The organism is Prevotella brunnea, from assembly GCF_008016795.1.
Taxonomy (GTDB): Bacteria; Bacteroidota; Bacteroidia; order Bacteroidales; family Bacteroidaceae; genus Prevotella; species Prevotella brunnea.
On the sequence record NZ_SDIK01000086.1, the window covers coordinates 1 to 16764 of the forward strand.

The 16764-nt window shown below is 50.8% G+C and carries 11 protein-coding genes; 8 read left to right on the plus strand and 3 right to left on the minus strand.

Annotation, left to right across the window (positions count from 1 at the left end):
- Positions 1–196 precede the first annotated feature (196 nt).
- Positions 197–355: a hypothetical protein gene (locus tag ETF27_RS11215; protein ID WP_158635992.1), complete on the plus strand. Its 159-nt coding sequence runs from the start codon at positions 197–199 to the stop codon at positions 353–355.
- Positions 356–398: 43 nt separating this feature from the next.
- Here ETF27_RS11215 and ETF27_RS10025 read toward each other — a convergent pair whose 3' ends face one another.
- The 3 genes from ETF27_RS10025 to ETF27_RS10035 all read right to left on the minus strand — a co-directional run bounded on the left by ETF27_RS10025 (position 399) and on the right by ETF27_RS10035 (position 3428).
- The gene (locus tag ETF27_RS10025) at positions 399–884 is read right to left on the minus strand and encodes a ferritin (protein WP_130829885.1); all 486 of its coding nucleotides are present in this window, start codon (positions 882–884) and stop codon (positions 399–401) included.
- A 259-nt stretch (positions 885–1143) separates the two neighbouring features.
- Entirely contained in the window at positions 1144–3222 is a 2079-nt protein-coding gene (locus tag ETF27_RS10030) for a M3 family metallopeptidase (protein ID WP_130829884.1), read from the minus strand.
- Positions 3219–3428 carry a hypothetical protein gene (locus ETF27_RS10035; RefSeq protein ID WP_147785770.1) on the minus strand — a complete coding sequence of 70 codons (210 nt, stop codon included), beginning with the start codon at positions 3426–3428 and terminating at the stop codon, positions 3219–3221. The genes ETF27_RS10030 and ETF27_RS10035 overlap by 4 nt, the downstream gene beginning before the upstream one ends.
- An 845-nt stretch (positions 3429–4273) precedes the next feature.
- Here ETF27_RS10035 and ETF27_RS10040 point away from each other — a divergent pair.
- From ETF27_RS10040 to trxB, 7 genes are all read left to right on the plus strand, one after another.
- The gene (locus tag ETF27_RS10040) at positions 4274–4873 is read left to right on the plus strand and encodes a nitroreductase family protein (RefSeq protein ID WP_147785771.1); all 600 of its coding nucleotides are present in this window, start codon (positions 4274–4276) and stop codon (positions 4871–4873) included.
- A 66-nt stretch (positions 4874–4939) separates the two neighbouring features.
- Positions 4940–10084 carry a translocation/assembly module TamB domain-containing protein gene (locus ETF27_RS10045; protein ID WP_147785772.1) on the plus strand — a complete coding sequence of 1715 codons (5145 nt, stop codon included), beginning with the start codon at positions 4940–4942 and terminating at the stop codon, positions 10082–10084.
- Positions 10047–12494, plus strand: a complete 2448-nt coding sequence (tamL, locus tag ETF27_RS10050; protein ID WP_147785773.1) for a translocation and assembly module lipoprotein TamL — start codon at positions 10047–10049, stop codon at positions 12492–12494. The genes ETF27_RS10045 and tamL overlap by 38 nt, the downstream gene beginning before the upstream one ends.
- 189 nt (positions 12495–12683) lie before the next feature.
- Positions 12684–14150, plus strand: a complete 1467-nt coding sequence (locus ETF27_RS10055; protein ID WP_147785774.1) for an alkaline phosphatase family protein — start codon at positions 12684–12686, stop codon at positions 14148–14150.
- Between the two features lie 7 nt (positions 14151–14157).
- Positions 14158–14772 carry a deoxynucleoside kinase gene (locus ETF27_RS10060; protein ID WP_130829878.1) on the plus strand — a complete coding sequence of 205 codons (615 nt, stop codon included), beginning with the start codon at positions 14158–14160 and terminating at the stop codon, positions 14770–14772.
- Positions 14773–14811: 39 nt separating this feature from the next.
- On the plus strand, positions 14812–15432 hold the full coding sequence (locus ETF27_RS10065; RefSeq protein ID WP_147785775.1) for a deoxynucleoside kinase: 621 nt from the start codon (positions 14812–14814) through the stop codon (positions 15430–15432).
- A gap of 12 nt (positions 15433–15444) precedes the next feature.
- Positions 15445–16386 carry a thioredoxin-disulfide reductase gene (gene trxB, locus ETF27_RS10070; RefSeq protein WP_147785776.1) on the plus strand — a complete coding sequence of 314 codons (942 nt, stop codon included), beginning with the start codon at positions 15445–15447 and terminating at the stop codon, positions 16384–16386.
- Positions 16387–16764: the final 378 nt, after the last annotated feature.

Consider the following 16764-nt stretch of genomic DNA (forward strand, 5'->3'; position numbering starts at 1 on the left):
GTAAGTTTCATTTTTTTCTTTTTTATGGTTTACAAATACAAAGATAAGAAAAAAGGAGCTTACACACTTTTATAGGACAGTACCGCAACGCACATCTTCATGTCCACAACCATCATACCAACAGCGTGCAAATGCCTATCCCGCATGGTGAAAACAAAGAGCACAACAATGCGCAACGCACATCCAACGATGGGTAATGATGGGCAATGATGAACATGATTTGGCAACGCACATCCAACGATTGGGAAATTATATCCACCTCGGAAACAAATCGAAAGACGAGAAAGCATTGCACCCACGTTCATCGCTTGGCAAAGTGATGGAGAAAAAACATCCCCGAGATTTCGTACTCTGAATCTCGGGGATGATATTTCTACTTCGCGATGATTTCGCGTGGGTTATTTCTGAGTCTCCAATCTCTTTTCGATGAACGAAATGGCATGATCGGGGAGCTGACGGAAGAGGTCGAGTATTTCGGATACGCTGCTTTCCTCCTCTACCTGCTCATCAATGTATTTGGCAATGAAGTTCTGCGATGCACGGTCTTTCTCCTCATCGGCAACATCTGCGAGTTTGTTGATGAGTGAGGTAACTTCCTGTTCGTGCTTAAAGGTTGCCTCGAAGATATCCTCCGGACCTTTCCAGTCGGCCGGCACGTTCTCGATGGCTGTCATTTTCACCTCACCGCCACGACTGAGCACATAGCTTGCCATATCGAGTGCATGACCTCTTTCCTCTTGCGACTGCCTGTACATCCAGTCGGAGAAGCCTCTCCACCCATGTTGGCGCAGCCAAAAGGCCATGCCCATATATAGATTAGAAGACCAAAATTCGGCAATGATTTGCTTATTGAATGCATCTTGCATTTTCTTACTGATATTCATAACTTCTTATTTTTTTAGGTTTATTTCGATGGAATACCGAAATTTCTACCGCAAAAATACCAATTTATTTTTATTCTTGCAAATTTATTGCTCTCTTTTTTTTCTGTCTTTACACTTGTTCTTCGGGTTTCCGCAACATTTATTGTATTTTTTTCATTTCCGATGAAGCTCCTTTTTCCGATTACGAAAAAAGGGAGCTTGTCATCACGACAAGACTCCCTACATAGAATTAATAATATGAATATGATTAAATATGTTCTTACAATCCGCGAGCTTTGAGCAGTCCGGCAGCATCGGGAGCTTTCAGCCCCGTGAAGTCGGAGAAGATTTGCAACAATTCGGTGGTATTGCCTTTGCTGAGCACCTTGTCGCGGAAGTCGTTACCCACTTTGCGTGTAAGCGCGCCATGAGTTGCGAAGTAGTCGGCAATGTTCACTGCCAATACCTCTGACCAAAGGTAGCTGTAATAGCCTGCTGCATAGCCACCACCCCATACGTGGTTGAAATAAGACGTGAAGTAGCGTGGTGGGATTTGTGTATCGAGCAGTCCGATGTCCGTAAGTGCTTTCTTTTCAAACTCGGCAGCTTTGTCGGCTGTCGGTATTTGTTCCGGTGTGAGCATGTGCCAAGCCATGTCTGCACAGGTTGCCGCAAGGTTCTCACCGAGTGCGTAAGCTGCTTGGAAGTTGATGGATTTCAGCATCTTCTCGCGCAGTTCGTCGGGCATGGGCTGATTGGTCTTATCGTGTTTCGCGTAGTGGTTGAACACTTCCGGGATGCTTGCAAACGATTCGTTGAATTGCGATGGCATTTCCACGAAGTCGCGTGCCACGGATGTTCCGCTGAGTGTGTTGTAATAGCAGTTGGAGAGCATTCCGTGAAGGGCGTGTCCGAATTCGTGGAACATGGTGGTTGCCTCGTCCCAAGTAACGAATGTAGGCTGTCCTTCCGGAGCTTTCGCGTAGTTGCACACATTATATATAACGGGTAGTTGTTGGCGTATTCCGCTCTGTTTGATGAATGGACTCATCCACGCTCCGCCTCGTTTTGTCGGGCGGCGGAAATAGTCAACGTAGAAGAGTGCGAGCGGTTTGCCGTTGGCATCAATCACATCGAACACTTTCATGTCGGGATGATAAGTAGGTATGTCCCTGCGTTCTTTGAAGGAGAGTCCGTACACACGGTTTGCAGCGTAGAACACGCCGTTGATGAGTACGCTGTCGATGTTGAAGTAAGGTTTCACTTCGTCGTCGGAGAAGTTGAACATTTCTTTTTTCATCTTCGCCGAGTAGTAGAAGCGGTCGTAGGGTTGCAAGTTGAAGTCGCGTCCCTGTGTTTTGCGTGCGTATTCCTCAATTGCCTTTGTTTCCGCGTCGGCTTTGGGTCGGTATTCCTTGATGAGCTGTTTGAGGAAGGCGTATGCGTTTTCCGGTGTTTTCGCCATTGATTTGTCGAGCGAGTAGGCTGCATAGTTTTTGAATCCCATGAGCTGTGCTTTCTCCGCGCGCAGTTTGGCAATCTGAACAATGATTGGGTAGGTGTTGTAATTGCCCGTTCCGTCGGTGCGGTGGATGGAGGCGTTATAAACGCGTTCTCTCAACGTGCGGTTGTCGAGCGATGCGAGGATGGGTTGCTGTGTGGTATTGGTGATGACGATGCAGTAAGGAGCTTTTCCGCCACGGCTCTGCGCGTCTTTTTTGCACTGTGCCATGGCAGCCTCGCTAAGTCCTGCGAGTTCCTTCGCGTCATTCACCCATACGGTGGCTTCGGCAGCGGCCTTGGGCAGCATATTGCCAAATTCTTGTTCGAGTTTGGCAAGTTGCTTGTTGATTTCCTGCATGCGCGCCATTTTTTCTTTTGAGAGGAGCGCACCTGAACGTACGAATCCCTTGTAAACCACCTCGAGTAGTTTTTTGTCTTCTCCCTTGAGGTTGTTGTATTCATGGTCGTACACGTATTTCACGCGGTCAAAGAATTTTTTGTTGAAGTTGATCTCGTTGTCAAAGTCGGTAAGCATTGGGATTACTTCTTTCTCGGCTTCTTCTATCTCCGGTGTCTTGTTAGCTTCCGTAACACAGAAGAAGGTGTTGGAGACTCTTTCCAATAGTTGTCCGCTGTTCTCGTATGCCACGATGGTATTCTGGAAGGTCGGAGTTTCCTTGTTATCCACTATTTTCTTTATCTCGGCGCGTTGTTCTTCTATTCCCACTTTGATGGCAGGCAGATAGTCTGCATCTTTTATCTTGGCGAAGTCGGGTGCGCCAAAGGTCAGGTTGCTTTTTTGCAGGAGTGGATTATGGTACATCGATTCCCCTTTCTTGCATTTCTTACAGTTCATTCCTGATTTACAGTTTTTATTTTCTTTCTTGCATCCCTGTTTGCATTTGCAGGCTTTACTGTCTTTTGTGCATTTGCAGTTTTGTCCGCATTTACAGGTTTTCCCATCTTTGCAGACTTGTTTGTTTTTGCAGCATTTTTTTCCTTGCTCGCATTTGCAGGTTTGTCCGCATTTGCAGGTTTGTCCGCATTTGCAGGTTTTCCCATTTTTGCAGACTTGTTTGTTTTTGCAGCATTTGTTTCCTTGCTCGCATTTGCAGGTTTGTCCGCATTTACAATCTTTGCAGGGCTGTCCGGTTGCCGCGCTCATTGTCATGATGGCGCAGGAGAGGGCTGCCATGAGGATTGACCGTTTAAGATTTATTTTCATAACTTTATTATTAATGATTATTTTCTGATTTTGTTTTCTGTTTGGATGTGGCAAATTCACATTCTTCCCAAGTCGGATAACGACTTTGGATTTCATCAGCAAATATAAGCATTATATTCCAAACGCGCGCAAATTTCTTTGTTTTTTTTCATAAAAAAGCAAAAAAGCGGTAGATTGATGCTTACGATAAAAGTGGAACTTTTTTCAGGCATATATGTTTGTTTATGATTCCCATTCTTAATTTTAGAATGGAGTTTGTATATATCCCCTTATCTCTTCGCCCACCATTGAGCTGTCTTTCAATTTATGCAAATCTTCGATATAACTTATCAAGTGGTCATGAAAGGTAAGCTTTTGCATCATAAAAGGTAAGCTTTTGCATTACAAAAGGTAAGCTTTTGGACGGCAAAAGGTAAGCTTTTGAAATGTGGATTGTAAACTGCTGATTATCAGAAACTTTCATTGGCATTGATTTTTCTTGTAAAAGCTATGCCTTTCAGCTCGTCGGGACGACTTTCCATGTTGCCGCGCGAGAGGGGGAAGATTTCCGAATGGGAACGGCATGAAAAAAATATGTGCGGAGAGGGTAAAGTTTTCGGTGAAAAATGGTAAAAATCGTGGAAAAAGTGGTATCTTTGCAATTGTAACGTTATTTTTTTTACAAAGACATCAAAAACAAATCATGACAAATATATTTCAAGAAGCAATCGCAAATCGACGTTCTCACTACGCGCTGAAAAACGAGTCGCCCATCACCGATGAGGAAATCATCAACAGGGTACGATTCGCCGTAAAGCACATACCAGCGGCTTTCAACAGCCAGTCCACGCGTGTGGTCGTGTTGCTGCACGAGAAGCACCAACGGCTTTGGCAAATCACCAAGGACACGCTGCAAGCCATCGTACCGGCAGAGGCTTTTGGCAAGACGAAAGAGAAGATAGAGCGTAGTTTTCAAAGTGGATATGGCACTCTGCTCTTCTATGAAGACCAACGTCCCGTGAGAAAGCTCATGGAGCAGTTCCCCCTCTACGCCGACAACTTCCCCACATGGTCGGAACACACCAATGCCATGCACCAGTTCGCGCTGTGGACGATGCTCACGGACGCCGGTTTCGGTGCGAGTCTGCAACATTATAATCCGCTCATCGACGAACGGGTGGCAAAGGAATTCAACATCCCCGCCGACTGGAAGATGATTGCGCAGATGCCTTTCGGGGTGGCTGCGAGACAGCCGGACGAGAAAACATTTCTGCCCATCGACGACCGCGTGCTCATCCCCTGACGGAAAGACGGGGCACGCTGCTGCCCCACTCCGACGAAACGACAAACCTCATAGCAAATCCGCCCAATGAAAAAAGCGATAAAATGGCTGCTTGCCATCGTGCTTGCCCCCATTCTGCTCTTTCTTATCCTCACATTCCTGCTTTACCTGCCACCGGTTCAGAATTGGGCAGTAAGGCAGGCAACGGCACGCATTGCCGAGAAAACGGGCATGACAATAACGCTGGAACGCGTGAACCTGTCGTTCCCACTCGATTTGCAGCTCGACGGTCTGAAAATGTTGCAACCCAACGACTCCATTCGTGGCAAGACCGACACCGTGGCAGACGTGAAACAGCTCGTGGTGAAGGTGCAACTCATGCCACTCTTCAAGAACCGCGTGGAGGTGGACGAACTGACATTCAGACAACTGAAAGCCAATACCACACATTTCATCGGCGACCTGCGCGTCAGAGCCGATCTGCAACGACTGCATCTCGTCAGTCATGGCATCGACCTCAAAGGCGATTCCGCCAAACTCAATCTTGCCGAACTTCAAGGCGGATGGATTGACATTGCCTTGGGCGACACCGTGCCCCCCGATACCACGAAGGAGAAAACGCTATGGCGCATCAACATCGACCGACTCCATTTGGCACAAACCGACTTCCGGTTGCACACGCCGGGCGATACGCTCAGTCTGCAAGCGGTTTTCGGAAAGGCGGAGGCAAGACAAACCGAACTCCTCCTGCACGACAATATATATAAGGTGGGATCGCTCGACTGGCACAAGGGGCAATTCCACATGAATCGCAACTTCGAACCACGACAAAAGGGCTTCGACGCGGCACACCTCGCCATGACGGAACTGAACCTCGGGATGGACTCGCTGGTCTATGCCGGAAAAGACATCAGCGCGAACATCAGGGCTGCCAACCTCAGAGAACAAAGCGGACTGACAATCACCAACCTCCGCACATCGCTCCGCATGGACTCGCTGAGCATGAGCCTCCCCAACCTCTTCCTGCAAATGCCCGGAACGGAACTCGCCGGCAACTTCCGCATGGAGATGAATGTCTTTGAGGAAACCAACCCGGGACGATTGTATGCCGACTTCAAGGGATTTCTCTCCGTGGCAGACATGATGCCCTTCCTCACCTCGCTCGACAAACATACCCTTCGCGCCCTGCCCTCCCAACCCATCACGCTGCGAACGCACATGCAGGGCAACCTGAAATACATTACGCTCAACCCACTACAAGTCAGTCTGCCGGGCAGTTTCAGCCTCTTGGCAAAGGGATGGATAGCCCAACCCACCAACATGGCACGCCTGCGAGCCGACCTGAGAGTGGACATGAGGGCGGAACATCCCGACTTCATCAACCGACTGCTGCCGAAAAGCATCAGCCAAACGGTGCACATACCAAACGGAATCGCACTGAAAGGCGACATCCACATCAGAAAAAATCAATACAAAGCCGACCTCCGCCTGAGCGGAAAACAAGGTAAAGCACGACTGAAAGGCAGCTACAACACGGCAACGCAAGCCTACAACCTGCTTGCCGACGCGCAAAACCTGCAACTGGGACGCTTCCTGCCCCGACAAAACCTACAACCCTTCTCGGGAAAAATCGCCGCAAAGGGAAAAGGCACCGACCTGCTCGGCGGAAAAGCATCGGCAAACATCGCAGCAAACATCAGGAAATTCAGATATGGCAACTACATCCTCGACAACATCGCCGGGAAAATAAGGTTGGGCAACGGACTCACCGACGTGCACATCAAGAGCAACAACAGCATGCTCGCAGCCAACGTCAGATACACCGGAACAATCAATAAGAAAGGAGTGGCAGGACACATAAAAGGAATGTTCCGCCACATCGACCTGCATCGGCTCGGAGGAATGAAAGAACGCTACGCCATTGCCACATGGACGGAAGCCGACGTGAAATCGAACCTCAAGAACCGACATTCGTTCAAAGGAATTTTAAGACACTTCGCCCTCGACAACGAGAACGGAAAAGTCCCCACACCACTGGTAAGGGGCAACTTCAACGTGGCGGCAACCATGCGGGGAACACTGCTCGACACCCATTTGAAAGGCAATCTGAAACACGCCGACTTACAAGGCTTGGGACTCATCGACAAACACTACATCGCAAAAACGGAGGCAGACCTCCACATCAGGTCGAATATGAAGAATTACCATCATTTGGACGGAAACATCGACCAACTGCAACTCGACGAAAGGCGAGGCAACAACCACATCGCACTGCTCAACGGCTCGTTCCGACTGGATGCAGACATGAGAGGAAACGACATAAAAGGCAGTCTGGACGGACAGTTCCCCCACGCCGACCTCTACCAACTGGGCGTCATCGACCAACCCTTCACCACCCACTTCAACACACGGCTCAACTTTACCATGACCGGAACAGACGACCTCAGAGCCGAAGGAGCTTTCCACAATCTCGACGTGAGCACCAAAAACCGAACCTACAGCCCCGGCGACGTGGCGTTCGACCTGCTCAGCCAACGCGACAGCACACATGCCGAAGTGAAAGGCGGCGACTTCCTGTTGAATACCGACCTCAATGGAAGCTACAAACAACTTGCCAACATCGGCAAGAAATTCGCCAACGACCTGCAACGACAAATCGCCGGGAAATACATCGACCAGCATGCCCTGCGCCAACTGTTGCCCACCGGACACTTCACACTGAAATCGGGCACCGACAACTTCTTCAGCGGGTTGCTCGCCGAACAGGGCTATCGCTTCAAAACGGCAGACATACAACTCACCTCGTCGCCCGAAGAAGGACTCAACGGAAAGATGATGGTGGACGGAATGGAACACGACAGCTTGCGAGTGGACTCCCTTCTGCTGACACTCTACAACCACGACGACGGACTGAACTACCAATTGGAGATAGCCAACGCCCCGGACAACCATTATCCCTATCATGCCTGTCTGCAAGGCGCCTTCTACGAACACGGCATACTATCCACACTGTCCGTACTCGATGCACAACAAAAAACAGCCCTCGCACTCTCCATGCGCGCGGCAATGGCAGACAAAGGAATAAAACTAAACCTCACCTCACCCGATGCCGTGCTGGGCTATAAAGACTACATCGTAAACCCCGACAACTATTTCTACGTGGGACGCGACAAACGCATCTCCACCAACCTCAAACTGCTCGCAGGCGATGGAGCCGGACTACAGCTGATCACGGAAGACAACGACACCACCTCACTGCAAAACCTCACCCTCTCCGTGCATCGGTTCGAAGTGGGAGAACTGCTCGCCGTGCTCCCATTTGCACCAAAAATAACGGGTGTGCTCGATGGCGACTATCATGTGGTGCAAACCGCATCCGACCTCACCGTTTCGAGCAACATGACGGTGCAAAACATGATTTACGAAGACAACAAGATGGGCAACGTGGGCATGGAACTTGTTTACATACCGCTTAATGATGGCACACACTTCGTCAATGCCCTCATCTCGCAAAACAACCGGAGCATAGGCGAACTCTCGGGAAGCTACAAGAGCGAAGGCGAAGGCAGACTCGAAGCCAATCTGAACATGGACCGGTTCCCACTGAACTTCATCAACGGATTCGTCCCCGACCGCATCGTGGGACTGCAAGGTGATGGAGAGGGCGACCTTACAGTAGAAGGACCACTCAATCAACTGAAAGTCAATGGAGAACTATACCTCGATTCAGCACATCTCATCAGCCTCCCCTACGGCGTGGATATGCGATTCGCCGACGATCCCGTCTTGATAAAAGACAGCAGGATAGAGTTCGAAAACTTTGAAATGTTCGCCAACAACAACTCACCGCTCAACATATCGGGACATCTCGACTTCTCCGATTTCAATAACATGAACATGGACGTGCGAATGCGCGCCAACAACTTTGAAATCATCGACGCAAGAGAAAACCCACGCTCGGAAGTTTACGGCAAAGCCTTCGTCGATTTCAACGGAAGGATGCGCGGACCGGTAAACGACCTCGAACTGCTCGGACAACTTGAGGTCTTGAACGGAACCGACATGACCTACGTCATGCGCGATGCCACCCTGACCACCGACACGGAACTCAACGATCTCGTGCAGTTCACGAACCTCAACGACACCATCAGCGATGTGGTGCGCCGACCCGACCTCACCGGTTTCACCATGCGACTGGGACTGAACATCGATGAGCAAGCTCACATCGTATGCGCACTGAACCCCGACAAATCAAACTACATCGACCTCTTTGGCGGCGGCTCACTGCTGCTCAGCTACGACCCGACCAACAGCGTTCAGGTAAGAGGACGCTACACACTCAACGATGGCGTGATGAAATACTCACTGCCCATCATCCCCCTGCGCACATTCCACATACGAGAAGGCAGCTATATAGAATTTTCCGGCGACCCGATGCAACCCTTCCTAAGCATCATTGCCACCGAAGAGGTGAAAACCAACGTAACCGATGCCTCCGGACAGGGACGCGCCGTTGATTTCACCTGTGGCGTAAGGCTCACCAAGAGATTTCCACAACCCGGCGTGGAATTCATCATCGATGCACCCGAAGATCAGGAAATGCAGAACACACTCAACACCAAAAGTGCCGAAGAACGGTCGAAATTGGCAGTTACGATGCTCGCCTCCGGAATGTACTTCGACGGAACAATCAACAAGAACGCCGATGCCGCCATGAACAGTGCCCTCGCCGGATTCCTGCAAAGTCAGGTAAACGCCATCACGGGCAAAGCTCTCAGCTCCATGGGGCTCGACCTCACGGCAAACATGGAGAGCACTGCCGATGCAAACGGCAGCCTACACACCGATTACACCTTCAAATTCTCCAAACGATTGTGGGACAACCGCCTGCGCATCATCATGGGAGGCAGAGTATCTACAGGCTCACAGCTATCCGATCATAACGGCGCATTCTTCGACAACCTGTCGCTGGAATACCGCCTGAACCGAAAAGAAACGAAATATATCAAGCTCTATTACGAACGCGAGGCATACGACTGGCTCGAAGGTGAACAGAGCGAGTTCGGCGTGGGCTTCCTTTGGAGACGAAAGCTCAGCCATTTCAAGGACATCTTCCGCTTCAGGAAAAACAAAGAAGAACGGATTGCGCCCACACCCGACCAACCGAAACGCGACAGTTTAATCAATTTCACGCATGAGAAGAAATCATCCACATCCAACTCCCAACCATAGTGCCCGAAAGCTTGCCTCCCCTCGTCTCACCATCATCCTTGCCATGACGATGGGGCTTGTGGCATCGCTGCTTGTCGCATGCAGCAGCACACGAGCAATCCCCGATGGCGAACAACTCTACACGGGCATGAAACGAACCGAATACACCAACATGCAACCCGATGAGCACACACGAGCCGTTATGGAAGAATTGGACGTGGTACTTGCCACCAAACCCAACGCGGCACTCTTCGGAAGTCCGTCGATGCGCTCTCCGTTTCCCATCGGACTGTGGGTATGGAACGCTTTCTCGCCCGACACCTCAGCCTTCAGCCGTTGGGTGGTGCGCGCTTTCGGCTCAAAACCTGTCCTCATGAGCCATGTCAATCCGGAACTCCATGCCACCGTGGGAAGAAACCTGCTCTACAAACGTGGCTATTTCAACGGAAAAATCAACTACGAACTGTTGCCACAGACGAACCCCAAGACCATGAAGCTGCGCTACATCGTGAACATGGGTCCGCTATGGACCATCGACAGTCTGCGCTACGTGAACTTCCCCCCCGCCGCCGATAGTCTGTTGCGCACCGATAGTGCAAACGCCGTCATACACAACGGCGACCCTTTCGACGTGGCAACGCTCGAAAAGGAACGCCGCCGCGTTACAACGCTCTTCCGCGACAACGGATATTACTATTATCAGAACACCGATGCCAGTTATTTGGCCGACACCACGACCATCGCCGGGAAAGCCATCATGCACTTGCAGATGGCAGATTCCGTCAATGCGCGCAACATTCGCAAATGGCGCGTGAACAACATCACCATCAACCTGCGGAAAACATTCATGGAGGAACTCTCGCAACAACGCAAATCGCGACGTTTCACCGTGAACTACAACGGCAAACGCCCCCCACTGCGTACCCGCGTCATCGCCAACGACCTCTTTCTCAGAAGAGGCGGTCTCTACAGTCTGGAGAAACATCAGGAAAGCCAAGAGAAACTCAATGCCACCGGCATCTTCGCAGCCACCAATTTCAACTTCACCCCTCACGATTCCACCGACACTTGTGAGCTGCTCGACCTGAACATTGATTGTCTGTTTGACAAGCCCTACGATTTCTACGTCGAAACCTACGGCAGAGGCAAGACCAGCGGGAAGTATGGACCTGAAATCATTGTCGGACTGACCAAGCGCAACGCCTTTCGCGGTGCCGAGCTGCTCAACATCCGGTTGCATGGTGCTTACGAATGGCTATCCGTACGCAGCGACCAAACAGAGAAATCGGGCATCAGCGACTATGAATATGGCGCGGAAGCAAGTCTGCAATTCCCACGCGTGCTCAACCCATTCCAAACCCCTCCCCGACTGCGACGCGAGCGACGACGCAAGAAACGCGAAAAAGCCATCGCGCAAGGCGAGACACTCCCCGCACGAAAGCCTCGCCAACAGTATTTTGAAACGCCCATGACCACCATCAGCGCATCGACCAACGTCATCAAACGCTCCAAATATTTCAAACGCCACATCGTCTCCGGCGAACTTGCTTACAGCTGGCGACCCAACGAGCGGCACGCCTTTGTCTTCAAGCCTCTCACACTCTCCTACGAATACATGAAGAGCATGAGCGACCGGTTCTTGGAACTCATCGACAGCATGCCCTATCTTGAAGTGTCGATGGCAGACCAATTCATTCCCAAGACAAGTTTCCAATACACTTATCAAAGTCCGGCAAACCATCAAAATCCCATCAACTGGACCACCACCGTAAGCGAAGCGTCGAACGTGCTCGCCGGTGGTTACGCTGTCTTCGGCAGGTCATGGAGCGAAAAGGGAAAACAGATGTTCAAAAATCCCTTCGCACAGTTCGTCAAACTGCAAACCGCCTTTACCAAAGTGTGGGCAGTGGGTTCCAAAAGCTCCGTGGCGGCACACATCAACGCCGGCATGATATGGGCTTACGGCAACAGCCGGTTCGCACCCTATTCGGAACAATTCTTCGTGGGAGGGGCAAACAGCATACGGGCATTCAACGCTCGAGAGATAGGTCCGGGCAAATATCGCTCCGGATACCGACTGCGCTCCTTCGTGGAACAAACCGGTGAGATAAAGTTGCAGGCAAACGTGGAATACCGTCCCCACCTCGTGGGCAATCTCTACGGAGCCTTGTTCCTCGACGCGGGCAACGTTTGGACAATGCGTGAGGACGACAGGCGACCCGGTTCACAGTTCCGCTTCAACGACTTCTATCGGCAGATTGCGCTCGGCACGGGAGTGGGCATCCGCTACAACCTCGGATTCTTCATGATACGCGTGGATTGGGGCATCGGGCTGCACGTGCCTTACGACACGGAGCGAACCGGATTCTACAACATCGACCGGTTCAAGGACGCACAAACCTTACATTTCGCCATCGGATTGCCGTTCTGACCACTTTCCCTTTCTGCAGCGGACAGCCGCGAGACAAGGATAATGCCGACTTACTCCGCGAAAAGGAAGACAGAAAAAATGAAGAAATAGGAAGCAACGAACCACCGTTTTTTAACAAGAAGATTGTATCTTTGCAGCAATTACCAACCGTTCCTCGCGGACACAACCCCAAAAACAACAACAAACGAAATGAAAAAGCTATCCATCCTCCTGCCACTGCTCATCATCGCGCTCACCCTTGAGGCGCAAGTGGCAAGACCCAAACTCATCGTCGGACTCGTCGTTGATCAAATGCGCTGGGACTATCTCTATCTTTACAACGAAGAATATGCCCCGAACGGCTTGAAACGTCTGCTCAACGACGGATTCTCATTCGAGAACACCCACATCAACTACGCACCCACCGTAACCGCCGTAGGTCATACATCGGCCTTCACCGGCTCGATACCTGCCATCCACGGCATTGCCGGCAACTACTTCGCCGACAACGACAAGTTCGTTTATTGCTGCGATGATGCCGAGGCACAAACCGTAGGCTCAACAAGCAAAGAGGGAAAGATGAGCCCGCGGCGAATGCTCACCACCACCATCGGCGACCAACTCAAACTTGCCACCGACTTCCGGTCGAAAGTCATCGGCATTGCACTGAAAGACCGAGCTGCCATACTCCCCGCCGGACATTCCGCCGATGCAGCCTATTGGTGGGACACATCGGCAGGACACTTCATTTCCTCCACCTATTACATGAAGGAACTGCCCCAATGGGTGAAAGACTTTAATCGGATACACCACACCGCACCGAAGTTCAACATCAAAACCTCGAACACGGGCGTTACCATGACCTTCCAAATGGCTGAAGCCGCACTCTTCAACGAAAAACTCGGACAAGGCAACACCACCGACATGCTCACCGTCAGCATCTCCTCCACCGATGCCATCGGACACAAATACGGCACGCGGGGAAAGGAAAATCACGACGTCTTCATGCAGCTCGACAAAGACTTGGCACACTTCCTCAATGCACTCGACCAACAAGTGGGACGCGGCAACTACCTACTCTTCCTCACCGCCGACCACGGAGCTGCACACAACTACAACTACCTCAAAAAGAACAACATACCGGCAGGCGCATTCGACTACGACAAAGCCGTGAAACAGCTCAACGCCCACTTGGAAAAAACCATCGGCATAGCCCCCGTCTTCGGTGAAGACAACTACCAATTCTTCCTCAACGACTCCATCATAACAAAGAGCGGCATCGCGAAACAAAAGGTCATCGACGAAGCCATCGCCTACCTGAAGCAAGACCCACAATACCTCTACGTCTTCGATGAGGAGAAAATCTCCGAACAAACCATGCCACAATGGTTCAGACAGAGAATGGAAAACGGATACTTCCGCAACCGCTCCGGCGAAATCGGCATCATCACCCGACCACAATTCTTCGGAGCCAAAGACAGCCCCGACTACAAAGGCACATCGCACGGACAACCCTACCCCTACGACACTCATCTGCCGTGGCTCCTCTACGGATGGAACATCCCCCGGGGCGCATCCTCACAAGAAGCCACCATCAACGACATCGCTGCCACCATTTGCGGAATGTTGAAAATTCAGATGCCCAACGGCTGCATAGGACGTAACTTACTGAAATAAAAACATCATGCACATTGCCATAGCCGGAAACATAGGGAGCGGAAAAACCACGCTCACGCGATTGCTCGCCAAACGCTACGGATGGAAACCAAAATACGAGTCGGTGGAGTTCAACCCCTATCTCAACGATTACTACAAGGACATCAAGCGATGGTCGTTCCCCATGGAGGTGTTCTTCCTGAAAGAAAGATTCAAGGACCTGCTCGAAATCAGCACCGGCACCGACGACATCATACAAGACCGCTCCATCTATGAGGGAGTCTATGTCTTCACAGCCAACAACTTCGCCATGGGCAACCTCGACAAACGCGACTACGAAACCTACATGGAACTCTTCGAAGACATGACCGATGTCGTGCGCTATCCCGACCTCATGATTTACCTGCGCGCATCGGTGAGCCACCTCGTGGAAAACATCGAGAAACGCGGACGCGACTACGAGCAGAAAATACCACTCGACTATCTGGAGAACATCAACCAACGCTACGAGGACTTCATCGCCAAGAGATACAAAGGACGCGTGCTCACCATCAACGTAGATCACCTCGACTACGAGAGCCAACCCAAAGACCTCGGAGTCATCACCGACAAAATCGACCGGGAACTCTTCGGACTATTCTGACACCCACTCCAAACAAACAAAACAAAACAAAACAAAATCATGCACATAGCAATTGCCGGAAACATCGGCGCGGGAAAAACCACACTCACCACACTCCTCGCAAAAAGATACGGATGGAAAGCCCACTACGAACCCGTGGACAACAACCCCTATCTCGCCGATTACTACAAGGATATGAACAGATGGGCGTTCAACCTGCAAATCTATTTCCTCAACAAACGATTCCGCGACGTAGTGGAAATATCCCGATCGGACAACACCATCATACAGGACAGAACCATCTTCGAGGACGCACGCATCTTCGCACCCAACCTGCACGACATGGGACTCATGAGCGACCGCGACTTCGATAACTACACACACCTCTTCAACCTCATGCTCAGTCTCGTCAAACTCCCCGACCTGCTCATCTACATACGCAGCAGCGTCCCCCACCTCATCGACCACATACAAATGAGAGGAAGGGAATACGAACAAACCATGCGCATCGACTACCTCAGAGGACTCAACGAACGCTACGAGGACTGGATTAAAACCTACGACGGACACCTCATGATTGTGGAGGGAGACGAACTGAACTTCGCCGAAAACCCACAAGACTTCCAAAAAGTTACAGACATGATAGACGACCGACTCTTCGGACTCTTCCCAATAAAATAATTATAACAGAATATGGAAAAAACAAAAACACTCATCATCGGCAGCGGACCGGCCGGCTACACAGCCGCAATATATGCAAGCAGGGCAAACCTGCAACCGGTCATCTACAAAGGCATACAACCCGGAGGACAACTCACCACAACAACCATCGTGGAAAACTTCCCCGGATTCAAAAACGGCATCGATGCCAACGAACTCATGGCAGAAATGCAACAACAAGCCCAAAACGTGGGAGCAGACGTGCGCGACGGAGCCATCGTGAAGGCAGACCTCTCGCACCGACCCTTCATCTGCGAGGACGAACGAGGAAACATCATACAGGCGGAAACACTCATCATCGCCACAGGTGCCGGAGCGAAATATCTCGGACTGCCCGATGAAGAAAAATACCGCGGACAGGGCGTCAGCGCATGTGCCACCTGCGACGGATTCTTCTATCGCAAACGCATCGTGGCAGTAGTGGGAGGAGGAGACACCGCATGCGAAGAAGCAATGTATCTCGCAGGACTCGCCAAGAAAGTGTACATGATTGTCAGAAAACCTTACCTGCGCGCGACAGAAATCATGCAGAAACGAGTCAGGGAAAAAGACAACATCGAAATCCTCTTCAACACCAACACCATCGGACTCTTCGGAGAACGGGGAGTGGAGGGCGCACATCTCGTCAGACACAAAGGAGAACCCAACGAAGAAAAATACGACATCGACATAGACGGCTTCTTCCTCGCCATCGGACACCGACCCAACACCGAACTCTTCAAAAACCAATTGGAACTCGACCCACAAGGATTCATCCTCACCAAACCAAAATCAACCGCAACAAACGTCGAAGGAGTCTTCGCGGCAGGCGACGTGGCAGACCCCACCTACCGACAAGGAGTGGTGGCGGCCGGAGCGGGAGCAATGGCTGCCATAGAAGCAGATCGATTCCTGCAAGACAAAGGCGAAAAATAAGATAAGAACAATATATGTTTATATAAAAATATATTCATACACGCACACTTCAAGAAACGAAAGAAACAGGCACAAGTAAAGATTTTTCAGCCACTCCACAGCCATGGCTAAGCTTTCGCACGCCAAAAGCTTAGCTTTTGACAACCAAAAGCTAAGCAAATGCAACGCAAAACGACAGCAATTGCAAGACGAGTGGCAAAGCCCTGTTTCACAGACAGTTGGAAGACGAGAAAGAAACCTGATGGATGTAAAGATATTTCCACCTGCTCACCACTCGCCCCCACTGCCAAAAACCACCCGGACAACACAAAGTGGCACAACAGAACGCTGCCACCGGACGCCCCCACACCAACACCTGCGACAAGGAGCCCCGGTTCG

Bases quoted from the DNA above. Each gene is read 5' to 3' on its own strand.
- ETF27_RS11215 (WP_158635992.1), top strand. From the start codon at position 197: ATGATGGGCAATGATGAACATGATTTGGCAACGCACATCCAACGATTG.
- ETF27_RS10025 (WP_130829885.1), bottom strand. From the start codon at position 884: ATGAATATCAGTAAGAAAATGCAAGATGCATTCAATAAGCAAATCATT.
- ETF27_RS10030 (WP_130829884.1), bottom strand. From the start codon at position 3,222: ATGAACTGTAAGAAATGCAAGAAAGGGGAATCGATGTACCATAATCCA.
- ETF27_RS10035 (WP_147785770.1), bottom strand. From the start codon at position 3,428: ATGGGAAAACCTGCAAATGCGGACAAACCTGCAAATGCGGACAAACCT.
- ETF27_RS10040 (WP_147785771.1), top strand. From the start codon at position 4,274: ATGACAAATATATTTCAAGAAGCAATCGCAAATCGACGTTCTCACTAC.
- ETF27_RS10045 (WP_147785772.1), top strand. From the start codon at position 4,940: ATGAAAAAAGCGATAAAATGGCTGCTTGCCATCGTGCTTGCCCCCATT.
- tamL (WP_147785773.1), top strand. From the start codon at position 10,047: ATGAGAAGAAATCATCCACATCCAACTCCCAACCATAGTGCCCGAAAG.
- ETF27_RS10055 (WP_147785774.1), top strand. From the start codon at position 12,684: ATGAAAAAGCTATCCATCCTCCTGCCACTGCTCATCATCGCGCTCACC.
- ETF27_RS10060 (WP_130829878.1), top strand. From the start codon at position 14,158: ATGCACATTGCCATAGCCGGAAACATAGGGAGCGGAAAAACCACGCTC.
- ETF27_RS10065 (WP_147785775.1), top strand. From the start codon at position 14,812: ATGCACATAGCAATTGCCGGAAACATCGGCGCGGGAAAAACCACACTC.
- trxB (WP_147785776.1), top strand. From the start codon at position 15,445: ATGGAAAAAACAAAAACACTCATCATCGGCAGCGGACCGGCCGGCTAC.